Here is a 19,289-nt window from a genome sequence, read left to right as displayed (position 1 = left end):
ACCACGGACGATTGGACCAGTCCGCCGAGTATTCTGAACTGGTGAGGATCCTGACCTCGACGCGGCCTGGCGGTGCCCTGGTCATTGGCGGGTCCGGTATCGGAAAGACGAGTCTGGTTCGTGCCGCGTTGGCGCGCCCGGACGTCGACGCACCGGTGATGGCATTGCACTGCAGTCCGACACTTGCCGAGATCCCCTATGGTTCGCTGTCCCCCTATTTGAGCGCTTTGGACCGGACAGACGATGCCGTCCAGGTCATCCGGGAGCTTCAGGTGCTGCTTTCCGAAGCTTCCAACGGGACCGCACCTCCCATTGTGGTCGTCGAGGACGCACAATTCCTGGACGAGGAGTCGGCCTTTTCGCTCTCGATGCTCGTGGAAAACGCTGCCATCAAACTGGTCGCCATTGGGGCCGGACGGATCGAGGGGGACTCGACACTCTTTTCACTCGCGGAACGGGGCCTGTTGACGACGATTGTCGCCCAGGCACTGGATCGCGAGGGCGTTCGCCACATAGCGGAGGACATGGCTGGGGGCCCCCTCGGCGAGGCAGCCGTCGAGATCATCCTGGCCATGACCGGAGGCAACCCGAGCTTCGTCACGGAGTATGTGAATTCCAGCCTGTCCCAGGGTGTATTGGTCCAGGAAGCTGTGTCTGATCGGACCGCAGAGTCCACTGAGCCCCGCTGGATGATTGCCCGGCTGGCTCCGGAACCGGATGAAGGTCTCATTGAGCTAGTCAGGGAAATGCACTTCCTGCTGCCGGCCGGACAACAGCAGGCCCTGGAAATACTCGCACTGGGCGGACGTCAGTCCCGTACCGTCTTGGCTGCATGCGAGGGGGGAGAATACCGGCACCTGCTCGAGTCGGGAGTGCTCGTCATCGACCGAGACGGAATGGTTTGCATCCGCGCGGAGATCTACACGAACGTGCTGCGGCATATCATTGCGCCCGGCAGGAGCGCGGAGTTGCACGCCCAATGGTTTGCGCACCGCAAAGCCGCTGGCGGTGCCCTGCACTCCCACGAGGTTTTGTGGTCGTTGGAGGTCTCCGTGGAACTCGCCTCGGCAACGGTGCTGGAGGCAGTGCATCAAGCCAACCAGGACCTGGACTACCAACTGGCCTGGAAAATCTGTGCAGTGTCGGGAATCTCCGAAGAGTCGGATCAAGGGGCCCTTGCCGAAGCCTGGACGCTGATCGGCTTGGGTCGGTACTACTCTGCGCGGGCCTCACTGCTGCGGATCACCCGCATGACCGAAGACCCTCGGGTACTTCAAGATGCCTTGAACCTTTTGGCTCTTTGCCTGATGTACCTGAACGGCGATGTGCGGGAGATCGAGGCCTTGGACCGGATTTGGCACGAACGAGCTGAAAGCTGGACGGATCGACCGGCAGCCGCCCAAATCCAGAACGAACACGACTTGACCACCGCGACGATGGAGCTGTGGCAGCGGGCCAACACCACCGGGCCAAGCGAAGCCCTCCGCGCAGAGCTCAGATCACTACTGGAGGATCCCGGTCTACCTGCTAGCTCACGTTTGGTCAGCACCATTTTGCTTTCGGACATGTATTCCGTTGAAGGACGGACTGAAACGGCCCTGGATTTGGCGCGCAGAGTCATGGACGGTGGGGGGCATTCCGCACGGCTGGCCAGTCATTACCGGCTCTTTGTTTTCTTCAGGATCGGGTGGAACTTGTTGTTTTCGGGACGGTTCGCTGAAATGGACGAGTTCATGGCTGTCCGTCGAGGTACCTCGGCCCGCCGGATCCTGCATGAGCATGGGACCATGGCACTGCTGCGGGGGATTGGCCAGATGCTCAAGGGGCAAACGGGGCGTGCGCGCCAGACACTCTCAGAGGCTGTCGCTGAACTTCGTCTACGTGATCCGCATCAAGTGCTGCATTTGGCGACGACCATCGTGGAGTTCAATGCTGGCCCCACCGAATCGAAGAGAGCCACCAGCATCACGGAGGTGCCCTTCCGCTCGTCCTCGGACTCGACGCCGATGCGACGCACCGCTTTCACCCCCGCCATTGTGAGACCTGACGAACGGTTGTTGGAGCGCGCCATATTGGCGGGCCTACAGGGCGCCGGAAGCCAGGAAGTGAAGTCCTTTCCGCTGATTGAGCGCGAGGTATTGGCCCGCTCGGCGTCACGCTTGGATCTGGGGAGTGAAAAAGCACGGGAAATGTCGAACAGGTTGTTCGACATTTCGGCTGAAATGGAAGGGCCTCGGGCAGGTCTGCTCACGCGCGTGGCTACTCCGGCATTGGCGAATGATGCTACCGCTCTCAAGGAACTGGCTGACAACGCCCGTGGCCTAGGCGATATGCAAGTAGCTGCCGAATGCCTGGCAAGGGCTGCACTCTTGTGGTCCGATGCCGGAGACACCCGGACCTGCGGAGCGCTCCTGCGAGAACTCATCCAGCTGGTGAACGAGCATCACCTGACTCCGTTGCCTTTCGTCGTCGAAGCGATGTCACTGGCGGAACTGACCGCGCGTGAAGAAGAAATCGTCGATCTGGCCAGACACGGAAAGAACAATGCACAGATTGCTCGAGCGCTGACGGTGTCGCAACGAACCGTAGAGGGGCACTTGTACCGGGTGTTCACCAAGCTGGGGATCTCCGATCGAGCTGAGTTGGCCGAACTTTCCCTGCCCATGGGTACCCCCCAATCTTGAATGGGGTAGTCGCCCACGACACGTAGGGTATGGGACACCCGTGTGCATTGGCCGGGTGGGTCGTAAATTGGAAGATGAGGAACACCGGGGGGCCACACAGCTCCCCCCTGTTTCCGGATGATCCGCCGGGATCGCGCGTTGCAAGTGAGAAAACCGGCGGACCCCTTGATCGGAGTCGGCGGTTAGTGGGTCCCTCGGGGCCCAGCCCCCCAGCGGCCGCCGACTCCTTGGAACTGGACCCCGCATCCCACGCCGGATGCGGGGTCTTTTTCTGTCTAAGTACGTCCGCCGCGTTGAATAGGTGGTCCCGGTAAACGACTACCAAGTGGTCCGTGTACCCCCGGTTGACGGATTGAGTACAGGCCTGTTTTCCCGAGCGCGGAGTGAGGCCAAAACGAGTAGCTGGCCACTCGTGTGCGCGACTTGATCGCATCCTAACGTGGCCCTTGCTGGCGCGGATCTGGGCCAGTCACTGGCTTGGAACACAACGGGGGGAAAACAAATGAGCGCTCACGCTTCCACTTGCTGGGGCAACGAAATGCGCAGCCATTCAGCAGTCGACACGGAGGAAACCCATGTCGCAGCTGAGTGAACGCATGACCAGTACTGGCATTGATTCCCTCGCACCCTGGTCGCGCACCGCGGAGCGTGCACGCCCGACTGCTGTCCACTGGCGTCGTAGGTATCGCCGCCGGCTGCTGGTGACCGACGCCGTCCTGATCTTGGCAGCAGTTTCGGTTCCCGGGCTGGTGGCGCGTCTGGCACCTGAGAACGGCGGCCCGTTTGGGGCGTACTTGGCCCAGATCTCCGGGTCGATTTCGGCAGAAGCCGCCAGCGGTCAACGCATGACGCTTCTGGCTCTGGGAGTCGCGGCATGCTGGATGATCTGCTTGCAGCTGTTCCAAAGCCGTTCGTCCGAACGAATCGCCATTGGTGTCTTCGAATACAAGGCAGTCGTCGACGCAACCTGTGCCTTGGCCGGCTTCCTCGCCGTCATAGCCCTCCTGGGCACGGATACCGGACTTCGCGTGTTCGTCGTGCTGACCTTGCCGACAGGACTACTTGCACTCCTGCTGGGCCGGTGGAGCTGGAGGCACTGGCTCCAAGGACAACGTGCCTTGGGCCGTGCCTTGAGCGACGTCGTGGTCTACGGTCAGGCCAAGGACGCCCCCTATGTGGTGCGCCAGCTGGCCAAAAAGACGGGGGCGGCCTACCGAGTGGTCGGCGTAGTGGTGGAAGGGGCATCCGATCCCGATGCCGAGAGCCTGATTCGCGCGACAAACCCTGCCCTCCCCGTCATCCACGGCGGGGCACAAATCGAGGACTATGTCAGTCGCTTGGGTGCTGACGCGGTGGTTGTTGCGGGAGCGCTCCCCGGAGGTCGCCGGGCGATCCAGGACTTGGGCTGGCGTCTCGAACGGGCACGGACCGAGATCATCATGGTCTCCTCCTTGACCAATGTGGCCGGTCCGCGCATCAGCATGCGCCCCGTTGAAGGCCTCCCCTTGATGCACGTCGAATTGCCGACCTTCACCGGACTGCGTCATGTCATCAAGCGCGCGATGGACATCCTGTTGTCGGCCATTGCCTTGATCGCGTTGGCACCTGCATTCCTGGTCATCGGCCTACTCATCCATCGGGATTCACCGGGAGGCGTGTTCTTCGCGCAGGAGCGCACCGGCCGTCGGGGCGAAGCTTTCATGATGTATAAATTCAGGTCCATGGTTTCAACTGCCGAGAGCGATCTGGCGGACCTGCAAAGCCTCAATGAAGGTGCCGGCCCCCTGTTCAAGCTCAAGCATGATCCCCGGGTGACCCGAGTCGGACGGTGGTTGCGCAAGTACTCCTTGGACGAACTGCCACAGTTCTTCAACGTCCTCAAGGGGGACATGTCGCTGGTTGGTCCGCGCCCCCCACTTCCCATCGAAGTCGCAGCCTATGAGGGGTATACGCATCGACGGCTCTACATCAAGCCCGGTGTCACCGGACTGTGGCAGGTCAACGGCCGGTCCGACCTGGACTGGGAAGAAAGCGTTCGCCTTGATCTGTACTACGTGGAGAACTGGTCCGTCACCGGTGACCTGATGATCATGTGGCGCACGTTCAAGGTCATGGTCGCGCCGTCCGGTGCGTACTGACCCTCCCCGCCAGACGCGGGCTCGGACACGGCTCGATGCCCCGAGAACTGACACCCAGCTGGCCCATGGAGGCCAGCCCATAATCGAAAGGACCAATTCATGACACGGATTGGCTACGCAGCAGGAGCCTTTGATCTCTTCCACGTCGGGCACCTCAACATCTTGCGCATGGCAAAGGCCCGCTGCGACTACCTGATCGCCGGTGTCGTCTCCGACGAGCTCTGCTTGAGCACCAAAGGCGTGGAGCCAGTGGTTCCGCTTCAGGAGCGGCTGGAAATCGTGGGCAGCCTCGATTGTGTTGACCGTGCAGTGGCGGAGACGGAGCCCGATCGTATCGATACCTGGAAGCAGGTTGGCTTCGATATCTTCTTCAAAGGCGATGATTGGCGCGGCACGCCCAAGGGGCTGGAGCTTGAACGCCGCTTTGCGGAAGTGAACGTAGAGGTCCAGTACTTCCCGTATACGATGCACACGTCATCGACGAAGTTGCGCGAGGCGCTGCAGGCGCTCAGCCGCCGACCCATGACCGAACTCAGCGGAACCTGATCCACAACAGACCTTAAAAAGATTCCCGGGAGGGAGCCGACGTGGCTCACTCCCGGGAATCTTTGTTTGCCGTTAGTTCATGGCGAGGCGGCGGCCTTCAGAAGCCTTGCGTCGAGGGGCACCGGAGGGCCGGTGGATTCGATCGCGGAGCTCGAAGCACAACCGTTCATATTCGTCGGTCACGATGTCCCAGTCGTAGCGTCGGGCTTCAACCAATGACTGGGCAGCTCGTTCCGCAGTCTTCTCCGGGGCGGACTCGGCGGCCTGGACCAGCGCAGGGATGTCCTCCGCCGTGCTGAAGTAGGAACCGGCCGAACGGAGGACTTCCCGGTTGAACCCCACATCAAAGGCATTGATTGCTGTCCCGGCGCCCAAAGCGCGGAGCAGTGACGGGTTGGTACCCCCGACGGAATGGCCGTGCCAATAGACGGCAGCGTTCGCATACAACTGGTCCAGCTGTTCCTGGTCCCACAAACCGCCGATGAACCGCACACGGTCATCGGCCAGGGCATGGACCTTTTCGGTGTACGCGTCGCTGTAGGGCGCTGATCCAACAACCACCAAGGGCAGGGACGAAGCGCTGCGGACATAGCCGTCGACGATGACGTCAACGTGGTTCTCCGGTTCAAACCTCGCGACCACTAGATGGTACTTGCCAGCTTCGAGCCCCAGTTCGGCCAGCCGCGTCGCAGCCCGGGCAGGAAGGATCGGAGCACCATAGGTGATCAAGCTGGTGGGGGTATTGAATTCTTCCGTGTAGTACTGGGCGATGCCTTCGGCATCCGCGATGAGCGCGTCCGACCAACGAACCGCCATTGATTCACACGCCCGGTAATAGCGGCTGCCCATGGGCCCCCACTTGGCACGCTGCCACTCCAGACCGTCGACATGCGTCGCCACGGGGATCCGGGCTGCACGCAACAGCGGCAACCAGGGGGAGTTGGCTGCGTTGAAGACGATGGCCGTCTCCGTGCGGTGGGTCAGCAAGTGGGCCGCGGACAGCCCCGTGTGACTCAAGGTCTCAAGGGTCCGCCGGCGCATGGCCGGAAGGTGGACCAATTTCATGCCCAGATGCTCACGGGGCTTTTCGGTGGTTCCCTCGGGGACGCGGCAGTACACCACGACCTCGTGGCCGCGGTCGGCGAGACGGCGGCCAACCTCTTCGATGGCGGTCTCAAATCCGCCATAGCGGGCAGGAACGCCACGGGTACCCATGAGCGCTATGGATAGTGGAGCCGACGAACGGCCTGGCTTTTTCGACATTGATCTCCCCAGTCGATCTTTTGCAGGCGCCGCGTCCTAGAGAGGGCGGTTCCCACGATGGAACAGTGCGCACATGTTGCGCACCGCGGCCCGCGGTGAACGGCCCGGCGTTTACCGGAATCCGGTCCAGGTCCGCGGGGCTTCGGGCGCATGTGAGTGCACCTCAGCCTGAGGCTATGCAGCAAAGGACCGCGGGGGAGCCGAGGCCCATACTCGAATTGTTGATTTCCATACTTGGGCCCCTACGGGGGAGGTCTGGGGCGTCTGTCGGTCGGGAACCGCAGGGCAAGCCAAGGCGGTAGACTGGCGTGGCCCGGCCAAGCGCCGGCACCGAATCGCCAACACCGCAGGGAGTTCAGAACTTGAGCGTGGAAGCCACGACACCGGCCGCCGTCATCGTCCTCGCAGCAGGGGCCGGAACCCGGATGAAATCGGCCAAGCCGAAGATCCTCCACGAGATCGGTGGCCGTTCCATGGTCGGTCATGCGATCGCAGCCGCCAAGGGCCTGGATCCCGAGCGCCTGGTGGCCGTGGTTCGCTTCGAACGCGACATCGTGGTCAAACACCTGTTGGACATCGAACCCGGCATCGTCATCGCCGACCAGGACGAGATCCCTGGTACGGGCCGTGCCGTGCAAGTTGGCTTGGACCAGCTACCAGCGGACCTTGAAGGCACCATCGTTGTCACCTACGGCGACGTGCCGCTATTGACCACCGAACTGATCGGCGAACTGGTCACCGCGCACGAATCCGAGGGCAACGCCGTCACCGTCCTCACCGCAGAGCTCTCCGACCCGACCGGCTACGGCCGCATCGTCCGCGCCACGGACGGGACCGTCGAGGGCATCATCGAGCACAAGGACGCCAGCGAGGACCAGCGCGCGATTCATGAGGTCAACTCCGGCATCTATGCCTTCGACGCCGAGGTGCTGAGAGACGCGCTCTCGAGCGTCACCACCGATAACGCGCAGGGCGAGATGTACCTGACAGACGTGCTGGGCATCGCCCGGACAGGTGGCGGACGCGTCGCCGCCGTGGTGACGTCCGATCGCTGGCAGGTCGAAGGCGCCAACGACCGCGTCCAGCTCTCTGCGCTGGGCAAGGAGATGAACCGCCGCATTCTGGAGGGGTGGATGCGCTCCGGTGTGACCATCATCGACCCGGACACCACGTGGATCGACGCATCCGTCGCACTGTCCCCGGACGTCACCATCAAGCCCGGAACCCAGCTGCACGGCTCGACCGCCATCGGCACGGGCGCGGTCGTTGGCCCCGACACCACGCTCGTCGACACCCACGTTGGACAGAATGCCGAGGTCAAGCGCAGCGACGTCACGTCCTCCGACATCGGGGCCGGTGCCTCCGTGGGGCCGTTCGCCTACCTGCGGCCGAAGACCCAGCTTGGGGAGGCCGGCAAGATCGGCGCCTTCTACGAAACGAAGAACGTCACGGTCGGTCGCGGCTCCAAGCTCTCCCACCTGGGCTACGCCGGAGACGCCGAGATCGGTGAATACACCAACATCGGCTGCGGCAACATCACCGCCAACTACGACGGCGTCAACAAGCACCGCACGACCATCGGCTCCCACGTCCGCACCAGTTCCAACACTGTCTTCATCGCCCCGGTCACCGTCGGCGATGGTGCCTACACCGCCGCCGGTGCGATCGTCCGCAAAGACGTGCCGGCAGGTGCCCTGGCCCTGTCCGTGGCACCCCAAGCCAACAAGGAGGGCTGGACCGCGGCCAAGCGCCCGGGCAGCCCGGCCGCCCAAGCCGCAGCATCCGCCTTGGGCCACGCCAGCCCGACCCCGTCCGCCGGCTAGCCGACCGACCTCAACTTCACGCCACGAACCGCTCCATCCACCCCGACCAGACCGCACGAACCCCCTCACAAGTGAGAAAGTGAACACATGAGCGAACTGAGCCACAACGTCGACAAGAAGCTGGTGTTGGCATCCGGCCGCGCACACCCGGAGCTGGCCGAGGAGATTGCGGCGGCACTCGAGACCGAGCTGCTGCCCATGTCCGCCTACGACTTCGCCAACGGGGAGATCTACGTCCGCTCGGGGGAGAGCGTGCGCGGCAAGGACGTCTTCGTCATCCAAGCCCACCCGGCGCCGTTGAACAACTGGTTGATGGAACAGCTGATCATGATCGATTCGATGAAGCGCGCCTCCGCCCGCCGCATCACCGTGGTCTCGCCGTTCTACCCTTACGCCCGCCAGGACAAGAAGGGCCGCGGTCGCGAGCCGATCTCCGCCCGGCTGGTTGCCGACCTCTACAAGACGGCCGGTGCCGACCGGGTCATGAGCGTGGACCTGCATACCGCGCAGATCCAGGGCTTCTTCGACGGCCCCGTTGACCACCTCTTCGCCATCCCGCTGCTGGCCGACTACATCCGCACCCGCGTCGAGGCCGACAATGTCACCGTCGTCTCCCCGGACACCGGGCGCGTCCGTGTTGCCGAACAGTGGGCCGAGCGCCTGGGCGGTGCCCCGTTGGCCTTCGTGCACAAGTCCCGCGACCTCACCGTGCCCAACCAGGCGGTCTCCAAGACCGTCGTCGGCCAGATCGAGGGACGCACCTGCGTGCTCATCGACGACATGATCGACACCGGTGGCACCATCTCCGGGGCGGTGCGCGTGCTCAAGGATGCCGGTGCCAAGGACGTCATCATCGCCGCAACCCACGCGGTCCTCTCCGACCCGGCAGCGCAGCGCCTCTCCGAATCGGGAGCCCGCGAGGTCGTCGTGACCAACACGCTGCCGATCCCCAACGCCAAGCGCTTCCAGCAGCTCACCGTGCTCTCGATCGCCCCGCTGATCGCCCGCGCGATCAAGGAGGTCTTCGAGGACGGCTCCGTCACGAGCCTCTTCGACGGCAACGCATAGCCACAAAAGCACGACGGCGGATCACGGCCCTCTTCCCCCTCGGGGGAAGGGGGCTGCGTCGTCTCCGGTCGGAGACCCGCTCCCGGGCTGCTAAACTGTTCTGCAGTGCCCAGGCGAGGGAACTGCCGGATGTGAATCCGCACGTTCCGTGATCGACAAGGCCCAACGCCCCTCGGCGTCCATCCTGCGGGATTGGCTTCGTACGGTGTCCGGTCCACGATCTGTCCGGGCAGACCGCAACAGCCACACCACCCAGGAGATACCCATGACGCACGACAAGGTCACCCTGCCTGCAGAGCTTCGCACCGACTTCGGCAAGGGCGCTGCCCGCACCGCCCGCCGCGAGGCCAAGGTTCCCGCAGTCATCTACGGCCACGGCGCCGAGCCGATCCACATCCTGTTGCCGATCCAGGAGACCACGCTGGCCCTTCGCGTCTCCAACGCGCTGCTGACCATCGACGTCGAAGGCGAAACCCACCTCGCCCTGGTCAAGGATGTCCAGCGCCACGCGCTGCGCCAGACCGTAGACCACCTCGACCTGCTGACCGTGAAGAAGGGCGAAAAGGTCACCGTGGACGTGACCGTGCACATCGAGGGTGAAGTCGCCCCCGGCGCCGTTCTGGACGTGGACCACTACACGGTGTCCGTCGAAGCCGACGCCACCAACCTGCCTGAGCAGGTCACCGTGAACGTCGATGGCCGCGAAGTGGGCGAGCATGTGCTGGCCTCCGACCTGGTCCTGCCGCGCGGCACTGAGCTGCTCATCGACGCCGATACCGTCATCGCCACGGTCGACGAGCCGAAGGTCCAGGACCTGGGCTCGACCGACGACGAGACCGCAACCGCCGGCGCCGAGGGTGAGGCCGCCTCCGCCGCCTCCGCAGAGTAGGGAAACCTCCTGCCCTGATGGCAAGCAACACCTGGCTCGTAGCCGGGCTCGGAAACCCCGGGCCCGGCTACGCCCATAACCGACACAATGTGGGCCAGATGGTCCTCGACGAACTCGCCGGCCGCATCGGCGGGTCCTTCAAAGCGCACAAGTCCAACGCCCAGGTCCTCGAGGGGCGCCTCGGGATCGGCGGACCGCGACTCGTGCTGGCCAAACCCCAGACGTACATGAACGTTTCGGGCGGCCCGGTCGCGGGACTGGCACGCTTCTTCGATATCGACCCATTGCACGTTGTTGCGATTCATGACGAAATCGATATTCCCTTCAACACCATCAAGCTGAAGCTCGGCGGGGGAGAAGGGGGGCACAACGGGCTACGCGACATCTCCAAGGCCCTTTCGTCGAGGGACTACTATCGCGTCAGGGTCGGCGTCGGTCGACCGCCCGGACGGATGGACACCGCTGATTTCGTCCTCCGGGACTTCGGCACCACCGAGCGCAAGGAACTGCCGTTCCTCCGGGATGAGGCCGCGGATGCCGCGGAACTGCTCATTCGCGAGGGGCTGGAGGCAGCGCAGCAGAAGTTCCATGGGGCGTAATCCACAGCCGTAAGCGCTTGATTTTTATTTGACAAGAATTTCACATAACATCGATCCATGCCTTACGGCTCCCTTGAACGGGGCCGGTAGCGGGCGGCCTCTGAGACTGGGCCACCCCCATCCCGCTACCGGTCCCTTTTTTCATGCCCGGAACACTCCCGCGGTTAGGCGTGACTCACATGAAGTGGACCCGGGGTGCGTGCGATGATTACGTCATGGATTCGTTGCGGAATCCACGGGGTCCGCCCCGACGAACATCCCCGATCCAAGGACGCGACGTACGTGGAAACAGTTACCGGACCCCACGGGGCAACAGAAACCGAACCGGCGCTGACCCCGCTGGACAACACCGAAGTGCGCAGACTGCGCGGTGACTTCACTTTGTTGGAACGCACCGTGAACTCCCTGCCCCTGGTTTATCTGGATTCCGGAGCGACGTCGCAGAAACCGCAGTCGGTCCTGGACACCGAGCAGCACTTCTACGAGAACTTCAACGCCGCGGTCCACCGCGGCGCGCATACCCTCGCCGTCGAGGCCACCGACATCTACGAAGAAGCCCGCGAGAAGACAGCGCGGTTCATCGGCGCCGCCACCGAAGAAATTGTCTGGACCTCGAACGCCACCGAGGCACTGAACCTCCTGACCTATTCCTGCTCCAACGCCAGCGCAGGCCGGGGTGGGGAGGCAGCCCGCCCATTCGCTCTCGGTCCTGGCGACGAGATCCTGGTGACCGAGCTCGAACACCACGCCAACCTCATCCCCTGGCAGGAGCTGGCTTTCCGCACCGGAGCCACCTTGAAGTACATTCCCGTCGACGCCGACGGCGCGTTGCGGATGGACCAGGCGGCAGGACTCGTCGGCCCCCGCACCCGCATCCTGGCCTTCACCCACGTATCCAACGTGTTGGGAACCGTCGTCGACGTCGCGGCCCTCGTGGAACTGGCCCGCTCCGTCGGCGCGCTGACGGTCCTGGACGGCTGCCAGTCCGTCCCACACCTGCCGGTGGACGTGAAGGCGCTGGACGTGGACTTCATGGCCTTCTCCGGGCACAAGATGCTCGGCCCCACCGGCATCGGTGCACTCTACGGGCGGCGGGAACTGCTCGACGCCATGCCGCCGTTCCTCACCGGCGGCTCCATGATCACCACGGTGACGATGGAACGCGCCGAATTCCTCGAGGCCCCGACACGCTTCGAGGCCGGCACACAGCGCATTTCCCAGGCAGTGGCCCTCGCCGCGGCGATCGACTACCTCGATGAGGTCGGGATGGACCGCATCGCGGCCTGGGAGGAGCACCTGGGGCAGCGGATGGCTGCCGGGCTCGCCTCGATTCCCGGGGTCCGCCAACTCGGTCCGGCCGGCGCCGCACGGATCGGCACCGCCACCATCGACATCCCCGGGGTCCACCCGCACGATGTCGGCCAGTTCCTGGACAGCCGTGGCGTCGCCGTACGCGTTGGACACCACTGCGCCCAGCCGCTGCACCGTGCACTCGGGGTCACCGCCAGCACCCGGGCGAGCACCTACCTCTACAACACCGACGACGACGTCGATGCCTTCCTGGGCGCGGTGGCCGATGTCCGTGGGTTCTTCGGAGTGGGCGCATGAGCGATCTGGAACAGCTGTACCAGCAGATCATCCTGGACCACTCCAAGCGCCGCAACGGCGAAGGCCTCGTCGATCCCGAACCCGGGCACTCCTGGGGCGAGACACACCAGCACAATCCGGTCTGCGGCGATCAGATCCGCCTGCGGGTCGAAACTGTGGGGGAGTCCATCCAGCGGATCAGCTGGGAGGGAGACGGGTGTTCCATCTCGATGGCTTCCGCCTCCGTGCTGGTCGACCTGGCCGCCGGTGAAACCCGGGAAGAGCTGGTGGCCCTCGCCGAGCAGTTCCGTACCGTCATGCGCTCGCGCGGCAGCGTCGAAGCCGACGAGGAGGTCCTCGGCGACGCCGCGGCCTTCGCCGGCGTTTCCCGCTTCCCCGCCCGGGTCAAGTGCGCGATGCTCGCCTGGGTGGCAGCGGAGCAGGCCCTGGCCGCCGCCGATGCGGAGGGCGGCCAGAAGGGCTAGTCCCTAATCCTGCTCGTAGACGTCGGGGATGCCGTCGGCGTTGTCGTCCCGCTGGGCTTCTGTCTCAAGCTGTCTGTAGCGACGGTTGCGCGGAATCAGCCATGCAGCGCCCAACGCCGCTGCCAGCAAGGAACCGGTCAGGATGGCGACCTTGGCGTGCTCGTAGTGGGGGGACTCGAGCCCGAAACTCAATTCGGAAACCAGCAGCGAGACAGTGAACCCGATGCCTGCCAAGAGTGTCACGCCGAGCAGGTCCGCCCAACGGATTGCTGGGTCCAGATTCGCGTGCCGCGTCTTGGTGAGCAGGAAGGTTGATCCCAAGATGCCGATGGGTTTGCCGAGGACGAGCCCGGCGATGATGCCCCACACCACCGGATCCGTCAGGGCCTTGGCGATACCTTCGGCGCCGCCCAGGGCGACACCTGCGGAGAAGAAAGCGAAGATCGGCACGCAGATTCCCGATGACAGGGGCCGGAAGCGGTGCTCGAAGCGCTCCGCGAGGCCGGTACCGTCGCGTTCGTCCCGTCGGCGAACCGGCACGGAGAAGCCCAGAAGCACGCCAGCGATCGTGGCATGGATGCCGGATTCATGGACGAAGGCCCACGTGATGATGCCCAACGGCAGCAGGATGGCCCATGCGGTCCATCGCCGGGTGGCGAAGTATTTTTGGAACCGGTTGGCGATGACGAAGAACAGCAGCAGTGGGACAAGGGACAGGCCGAGGAACAGGAAATCCAGATCGTCCGTGTAGACGAAAGCAATGATGACGATGGCGATCAGGTCATCGACGACCGCCAGCGTGAGCAGAAAGATCCGCAGGGGTGAGGGCAGACTGGAGCCGATGACGGCCAGGACAGCGACGGCGAACGCAATATCCGTTGCGGTGGGAATCGCCCACCCATGCAGGGTGGTGCCACCCTCACCGACGTTCAGGGCAAAGTAGATGAGAGCCGGAACCAGCACACCGCCGAAGGCTGCCGTGACCGGGACGATCGCGCGGCTGAAGTCGCGCAAGTCGCCGATGACGAATTCCTTTTTCAGTTCGAGCCCGACGAGGAAGAAGAACACGGCCAACAGGCCGTCCGACGCCCAGTGTCCCAAGCTTAAGTTGAGGTCGAGGCCTGGTATGGGCACAGCGAGGTGCAAATCGCGGAGGGCGAAGTAGCTGTCCCCCCAGGGGGTGTTCGCCCAGATAATGGCGACGGCCGCCGCCACGATGAGGACGAGGCCGCCGATGGTCTCCGTGCGCAGGATTTCTCCGATACGCAAGGATTCGAGGTAGCTGCCGCGGCCCAAGATGGTATTGCGGGCGGGTTTGGTCATTGAAGAACCTCGATTTCGAGTGGGCATGGTTGAGTCATTGCCGACCAGACTTCCCGGCTCACCATGATCGAGCTTATCGTGGCGCGTGGGGGCCGACACAAATCATGACGGTGGCGTCGTCCCGGTTCCATAGCGGCGACGCACGGAGGCGACGACCGCAGGAAAGGTCACCGCACACAGGAGCACACCCAGAATTGCCCCCAGGGTGTTGGCCGCAACGTCGGCCAGGGAAGCGAAACGGGCGGTGAGCAGGACCAGCTGTGCCATCTCGATGGTGGAACTGGCCAACAGTGCTGCCAGCGCGACCAGCCACCAACGGCGCGGGGCCAGGACGGCAGCGCCAAAGGCACCCCAGGGAACGAACATGACCACGTTGGCCAGCCATTCGACCAGGCCATAGTCCACCCACTCCGGGACACCGTGGTCGTGCCACCAGGTGAGCCCACGGCCCAAACCGCCCTGCACTGGCCGGTCCACGGGGACCGGCCAGAACACGATGAGCAACACGGCAGCCAAGTAGAGGACCGCCGGGGCCACCAGATAAAAGACTTGCTGGCGACGCGGCAACATTCCGGCCAACGGCTGGCCGGCCTGCAGCGCCACGAAGCCTAGTCCTGCTGGTCGAGCCACTTCTTGGCCTCGGAGGCCTGCAGGTTCAACGCCTTGGCGAGGTACGGCTCCGCAGTTGCGGCGATCTTCCCGCCCAGGAACGGGATGGAGGAGGACACATCGCCGGTGAGCTCGATCGTGGTGGACCCGGAGGCAGCCACCAGCTTCTGCACTGCCTTGACCTTGACGGGGGCACCGGCAATATCGACCGAGACATCCACGGTCCGGCTGCCATTGGCTGCGGGGTCCGACCAGGATTCGTGCTGGGTGACGTTCAGCGTCTGGCCCACGAACTTCTTGACCATGTCGGGAAACCGGTCGGTCGGCATGGTTCGGGCAGTCGTGGTGGTGAAGGCGCCGCTGACCGGGCCGGAGACCGTGAAGTCCGTCAGGGTGGCGCCGGCGCGCTGGCTGACGTGCTCGACGAAGTCAGGGCGGGTCAGCACGTCGACGACGGCTTCGACGGGGTGGGGCAGCGTGGTGGAGGCGTTCAGGGCCACAAGTTCTCCTCGAGAATCGGGGGTGGTGGTATCGGTCTCCATGCTACGTGCTGGGTGCTCGAATCGCGGTAGGCTGGGATCCACCCCGGCCTCCTTGTGGATGCCGGGCTTTTGTGCTGTTTCCCGGAAGGAACCCCATGGCCCTCACTGGCCTCCGTGCGGCATTGGCCGCCGATCCGTCCTACGCGCGCGTTCGCACCTATGCGTCGAAGGATTTCAGCGCACGGAGCCAGGACCTGGAAGTCGCTGCTCCCGCCGGGCTGCGGGCCGCCCTGGTCACCGAGGTCGTCGATGGGCTGGCTGCGGGCCAGGGGATCGTCCTGGCCGTCACGGCCACCGGACGCGAGGCCGAGGAACTGGTCGGGGCGCTGCGCGCCTACCTGCCCGACGGGGAGGTCGAGGAGTTCCCCAGCTGGGAGACCCTCCCGCACGAGCGGCTCTCCCCACGTTCGGACACCGTGGGGCGGCGGCTGAATGTGCTGCGCCGGCTTGCCCATCCTGAACAAACCGGTGGGCCACTGAAGGTGGTGGTCGCACCCATTCGCGCCGTGGTGCAGCCACTGGCCCAGGGGCTGGGGGAGTTGGCCCCGGTCCGGCTGGCCACCGGTGGGGAAAAGCCGTTCGACGCCCTCGTCCAGGAACTGGCGGACGCCGCCTACGCGCGGGTGGACATGGTCACCCACCGGGGGGAATTCGCCGTGCGTGGCGGCATCCTCGATGTGTTCCCCCCGACGGAGGACCACCCCATACGCATCGACTTCTTCGGTGACGAGGTCGAATCAATGCGCTGGTTCTCGGTTGCCGACCAACGCTCCTTCTCCAAGGCGGACAAGGCCGAGGGCGGGATCGCCGACCCCAGCGTCCTCTATGCCCCGCCCTGCCGGGAACTGCTGATCACCCCTGCAGTCATGTCCCGTGCTGCCAAGCTGAAAGCGGGGATGCCTGCAGCGGCCGACATGCTGGAGAAGATCGCCGGCGGCATCGCCGTGGAGGGCATGGAGTCCCTGGCGCCGTTGTTGGTCGATTCGATGGTGCCATTCGTCGGGGAACTGCCGGCGGATTCGGTGGCAGTGGTGATGGAGCCCGAGCGGGTCAGGGCACGGGCCCACGATCTGGCCGAGACCAACGCCGAGTTCCTCGCCGCCGCCTGGTCCACTGCCTCCGACGGTGGGGCAGCTCCGGTGGACCTGATGCAGGCCGAGGGCGTCGGGGCTGCCCTGGATGCCGGAAACTTTTCCACCCTGGCGGAAACGCGTGCCACGGCGTTGGCCTCGCAGGTCAGCTGGTGGTCCATCACCTCGCTGACCCGTGATGGCGACGTGGAACTGGACATCGACTCGCTGAACGTGGCGGCCCGCGAACCGCGCGGCTATCAGGGTGAAGTTGCCGAAATGATGGAATTCATCGGGTCCCGCGTGCGCGATGACTGGCGCGTCGTGGTGGCCACGGACGGCCCCGGCCCGGCCCAACGGCTGGCCGAGCTCTTCCACGACGCAGGCATCCCCTGCCACCGCGTCGACTCCGTTGATGACACCCCCACCGCGGGGCTCATCGAGATCACGACGGCGGTCGCCGGGCGCGGGTTCGTGTTCGACTCGTTGAAACTCGGGTTGCTCACCGAGGCCGACCTGTTGGGCCGTTCGAGTGCCTACTCGGCGAAGTCCAGCCGGAAGCTCGCCGTCCGGCGGCGCAACGCGGTGGATCCGCTGCAGCTGACTGAAGGCGACTTCGTGGTCCACGAACAACACGGCATCGCCCGGTTCGTCGAGCTGATCCAGCGCAAGGTCGGTGGCACCACGGGGTCCATGCGCGAATACCTGGTGCTCGAATATGCCCCCTCCAAGCGCGGGGCACCCGGTGACCGGCTCTTCGTGCCGACCGATCAGCTGGACCAGGTCACCCGCTACGTCGGCGGGGAGACGCCGGCGTTGTCCAAGATGGGTGGCAGTGACTGGTCGAATACCAAGTCCAGGGCCCGTCGAGCGGTCAAGGAGATCGCCGCGGACCTCATCCGTCTCTACTCCGCCCGGATGGCCTCACGCGGGCACGCGTTCGGCAAGGACACCCCTTGGCAGTCCGAACTGGAGGAGGCCTTCCCCTTCATCGAGACTCCCGACCAGTTGACCACCATCAACGAGGTCAAGGCGGACATGGAGCGGGAGATCCCGATGGACCGGCTGATCTCCGGCGACGTCGGATTTGGCAAGACCGAGATCGCTGTCCGCGCGGCCTTCAAGGCGGTGCAGGATGGCAAGCAGGTTGCCGTGCTGGTGCCCACGACGTTGCTGGCCCGCCAGCATGTCGAGACGTTTTCCGACCGGTTCTCCGGTTTCCCGGTCCGGGTCGCCTCGCTCTCGCGCTTCCAGACCGCCAAGGAGGCCAAGGAAGCCGTCGAGGGGCTGAAGAACGGGTCCATCGACGTGGTTGTGGGTACGCACCGGTTGCTGTCCAAGGAAGTCGAGTTCAAGGACCTGGGCCTGGTGATCGTCGATGAGGAACAGCGCTTCGGTGTCGAGCACAAGGAAGCGCTGAAGCAGATGCGCACCAACGTCGACGTGCTGTCCATGTCGGCGACTCCGATCCCGCGCACCCTGGAGATGTCGCTGACCGGCATCCGTGAAACCTCCACGCTGGCGACCCCACCGGAGGAACGCCATCCCGTGCTCACCTATGTGGGCCCGCATACGGACAAACAGGTCTCGGCGGCGATCCGCCGGGAGCTCATGCGCGAAGGCCAGGTCTTCTTCGTCCACAACCGCGTCTCATCGATCGACTCGGTGGCCGCGAAGCTGCGTGAAATCGTCCCGGAGGCACGTGTCGAGGTGGCCCACGGAAAGATGAGTGAGGCGAAGCTGGAGCAGATCATCGTGGACTTCTGGGACAAGAAGTTCGATGTGCTGGTCTCCACCACGATCATCGAGACCGGGCTGGATATCTCCAACGCCAACACGCTGATCGTGGACCGGGCCAACAACTACGGGCTGAGCCAGCTGCACCAGCTGCGTGGGCGCGTGGGACGTGGCCGCGACCGGGCTTATGCCTATTTCCTCTGGAATGCCGAGAAGCCGTTGGGCGAGGTCGCCCTGGAGCGGTTGAGGGCCGTGGCGGCGCACAATGAGCTGGGATCCGGATTCCAGCTGGCCATGAAGGACCTGGAGATCCGTGGGGCGGGCAACCTGCTCGGCGGCGAGCAATCGGGCCACATTGCCGGTGTCGGGTTTGACCTCTACATCCGGCTGGTCGGCGAGGCGGTGGCCACCTTCAAGGGGGAGACCGAGGAAAAGGTCGCCGATATGAAGATCGAGCTGCCGGTCAACGCCCACCTGCCGCACGACTACGTTCCGGGGGAGCGGTTGCGGTTGGAGGCCTATCGCAAGCTCGCGGCGGCCACGGATCCGGAGGGCATCGACGCGGTGGTCGCCGAACTGGTCGACCGGTACGGGGAACCGCCGGCTGCCGTGGTCAACCTCGTGGAGGTCGCCCGTTTCCGGGTCAGGGCTCGAGCCGCGGGCCTGAGCGATGTGGCGATGCAGGGCAACTTCATCAAGTTCGCGCCGGGCGACCTGCCCGAGTCGAAGCTGCTGCGGATGAATCGGATGTACAAGGGGGCGCAGAACAAGCCGGCCCTGAACGCGGTGCTGATCCCCAAGCCGAAGACGGCACCGATTGGCGGGCGGGACCTGGCCGACGCCGAGATCCTTGCGTGGGCCTCAGGGGTGCTGGAGGCGCTGTTCGAGGACTGACGGCACCCGCGTGCGGGTGAGGTGCCCCAACG

General features: G+C 64.6%; 14 protein-coding genes. 10 read left to right on the top strand and 4 right to left on the bottom strand.

From position 1 onward, the window contains the following. Positions 1–41: 41 nt before the first annotated feature. From ABD088_RS02625 to ABD088_RS02615, 3 genes are all read left to right on the top strand, one after another. Positions 42–2,684 (top strand): LuxR C-terminal-related transcriptional regulator, encoded by a 2,643-nt coding sequence (locus ABD088_RS02625; RefSeq protein ID WP_343899891.1) that lies wholly within the window; start codon positions 42–44, stop codon positions 2,682–2,684. Positions 2,685–3,259: 575 nt separating this feature from the next. Continuing rightward, a complete protein-coding gene (locus tag ABD088_RS02620; RefSeq protein ID WP_343899890.1) occupies positions 3,260–4,822 on the top strand; it encodes a sugar transferase in 1,563 nt (520 codons plus the stop codon). Positions 4,823–4,921: 99 nt separating this feature from the next. Beyond that, the gene (locus ABD088_RS02615; RefSeq protein ID WP_343899888.1) at positions 4,922–5,368 is read left to right on the top strand and encodes an FAD synthase family protein; all 447 of its coding nucleotides are present in this window, start codon (positions 4,922–4,924) and stop codon (positions 5,366–5,368) included. Between the two features lie 72 nt (positions 5,369–5,440). On the opposite strand, the gene ABD088_RS02610 is transcribed toward ABD088_RS02615, so the two are convergent. Continuing rightward, entirely contained in the window at positions 5,441–6,631 is a 1,191-nt protein-coding gene (locus ABD088_RS02610; RefSeq protein WP_343899887.1) for a DUF1972 domain-containing protein, read from the bottom strand. Between the two features lie 362 nt (positions 6,632–6,993). Here ABD088_RS02610 and glmU point away from each other — a divergent pair, with 362 nt between their 5' ends. The 6 genes from glmU (at position 6,994) to sufU (ending at position 13,082) form a co-directional block, all read left to right on the top strand. Next, positions 6,994–8,454, top strand: coding sequence for a bifunctional UDP-N-acetylglucosamine diphosphorylase/glucosamine-1-phosphate N-acetyltransferase GlmU (glmU, locus tag ABD088_RS02605; protein ID WP_343899886.1), 1,461 nt, complete (start codon positions 6,994–6,996; stop codon positions 8,452–8,454). A gap of 87 nt (positions 8,455–8,541) precedes the next feature. Further along, positions 8,542–9,522 (top strand): ribose-phosphate diphosphokinase, encoded by a 981-nt coding sequence (locus ABD088_RS02600; protein WP_343899885.1) that lies wholly within the window; start codon positions 8,542–8,544, stop codon positions 9,520–9,522. Between the two features lie 265 nt (positions 9,523–9,787). After that, positions 9,788–10,411: a 50S ribosomal protein L25/general stress protein Ctc gene (locus tag ABD088_RS02595; protein WP_343899884.1), complete on the top strand. Its 624-nt coding sequence runs from the start codon at positions 9,788–9,790 to the stop codon at positions 10,409–10,411. Between the two features lie 17 nt (positions 10,412–10,428). Continuing rightward, positions 10,429–11,010 (top strand): aminoacyl-tRNA hydrolase, encoded by a 582-nt coding sequence (gene pth, locus ABD088_RS02590; RefSeq protein ID WP_343899883.1) that lies wholly within the window; start codon positions 10,429–10,431, stop codon positions 11,008–11,010. Positions 11,011–11,292: 282 nt separating this feature from the next. Then, complete coding sequence (locus tag ABD088_RS02585) at positions 11,293–12,618, top strand: aminotransferase class V-fold PLP-dependent enzyme (protein ID WP_343899882.1); 1,326 nt, start codon at positions 11,293–11,295, stop codon at positions 12,616–12,618. Further along, positions 12,615–13,082: a Fe-S cluster assembly sulfur transfer protein SufU gene (sufU, locus tag ABD088_RS02580; RefSeq protein ID WP_343899881.1), complete on the top strand. Its 468-nt coding sequence runs from the start codon at positions 12,615–12,617 to the stop codon at positions 13,080–13,082. Before ABD088_RS02585 ends, sufU begins: the two co-directional genes overlap by 4 nt. Before the next feature lie 3 nt (positions 13,083–13,085). Here sufU and nhaA read toward each other — a convergent pair whose 3' ends face one another. From nhaA to ABD088_RS02565, 3 genes are all read right to left on the bottom strand, one after another. Further along, on the bottom strand, positions 13,086–14,405 hold the full coding sequence (gene nhaA, locus ABD088_RS02575) for a Na+/H+ antiporter NhaA (protein WP_343899880.1): 1,320 nt from the start codon (positions 14,403–14,405) through the stop codon (positions 13,086–13,088). A gap of 102 nt (positions 14,406–14,507) precedes the next feature. Beyond that, positions 14,508–15,008 carry a VanZ family protein gene (locus tag ABD088_RS02570; protein ID WP_343899879.1) on the bottom strand — a complete coding sequence of 167 codons (501 nt, stop codon included), beginning with the start codon at positions 15,006–15,008 and terminating at the stop codon, positions 14,508–14,510. A 5-nt stretch (positions 15,009–15,013) separates the two neighbouring features. Continuing rightward, the gene (locus ABD088_RS02565) at positions 15,014–15,514 is read right to left on the bottom strand and encodes a DUF2505 domain-containing protein (RefSeq protein WP_343899878.1); all 501 of its coding nucleotides are present in this window, start codon (positions 15,512–15,514) and stop codon (positions 15,014–15,016) included. Between the two features lie 137 nt (positions 15,515–15,651). Between ABD088_RS02565 and mfd the strand changes: the two genes are divergently transcribed. Continuing rightward, positions 15,652–19,257, top strand: coding sequence for a transcription-repair coupling factor (gene mfd / locus ABD088_RS02560; protein WP_343899877.1), 3,606 nt, complete (start codon positions 15,652–15,654; stop codon positions 19,255–19,257). The last annotated feature ends 32 nt before the right edge of the window (positions 19,258–19,289 follow it).

The organism is Arthrobacter rhombi (assembly GCF_039526245.1).
Taxonomy (GTDB): domain Bacteria; phylum Actinomycetota; class Actinomycetes; order Actinomycetales; family Micrococcaceae; genus Arthrobacter_H; species Arthrobacter_H rhombi.
The sequence above is the reverse complement of the archived record's forward strand: the minus strand, read 5'-3'. Positions and strand labels throughout refer to the sequence as shown.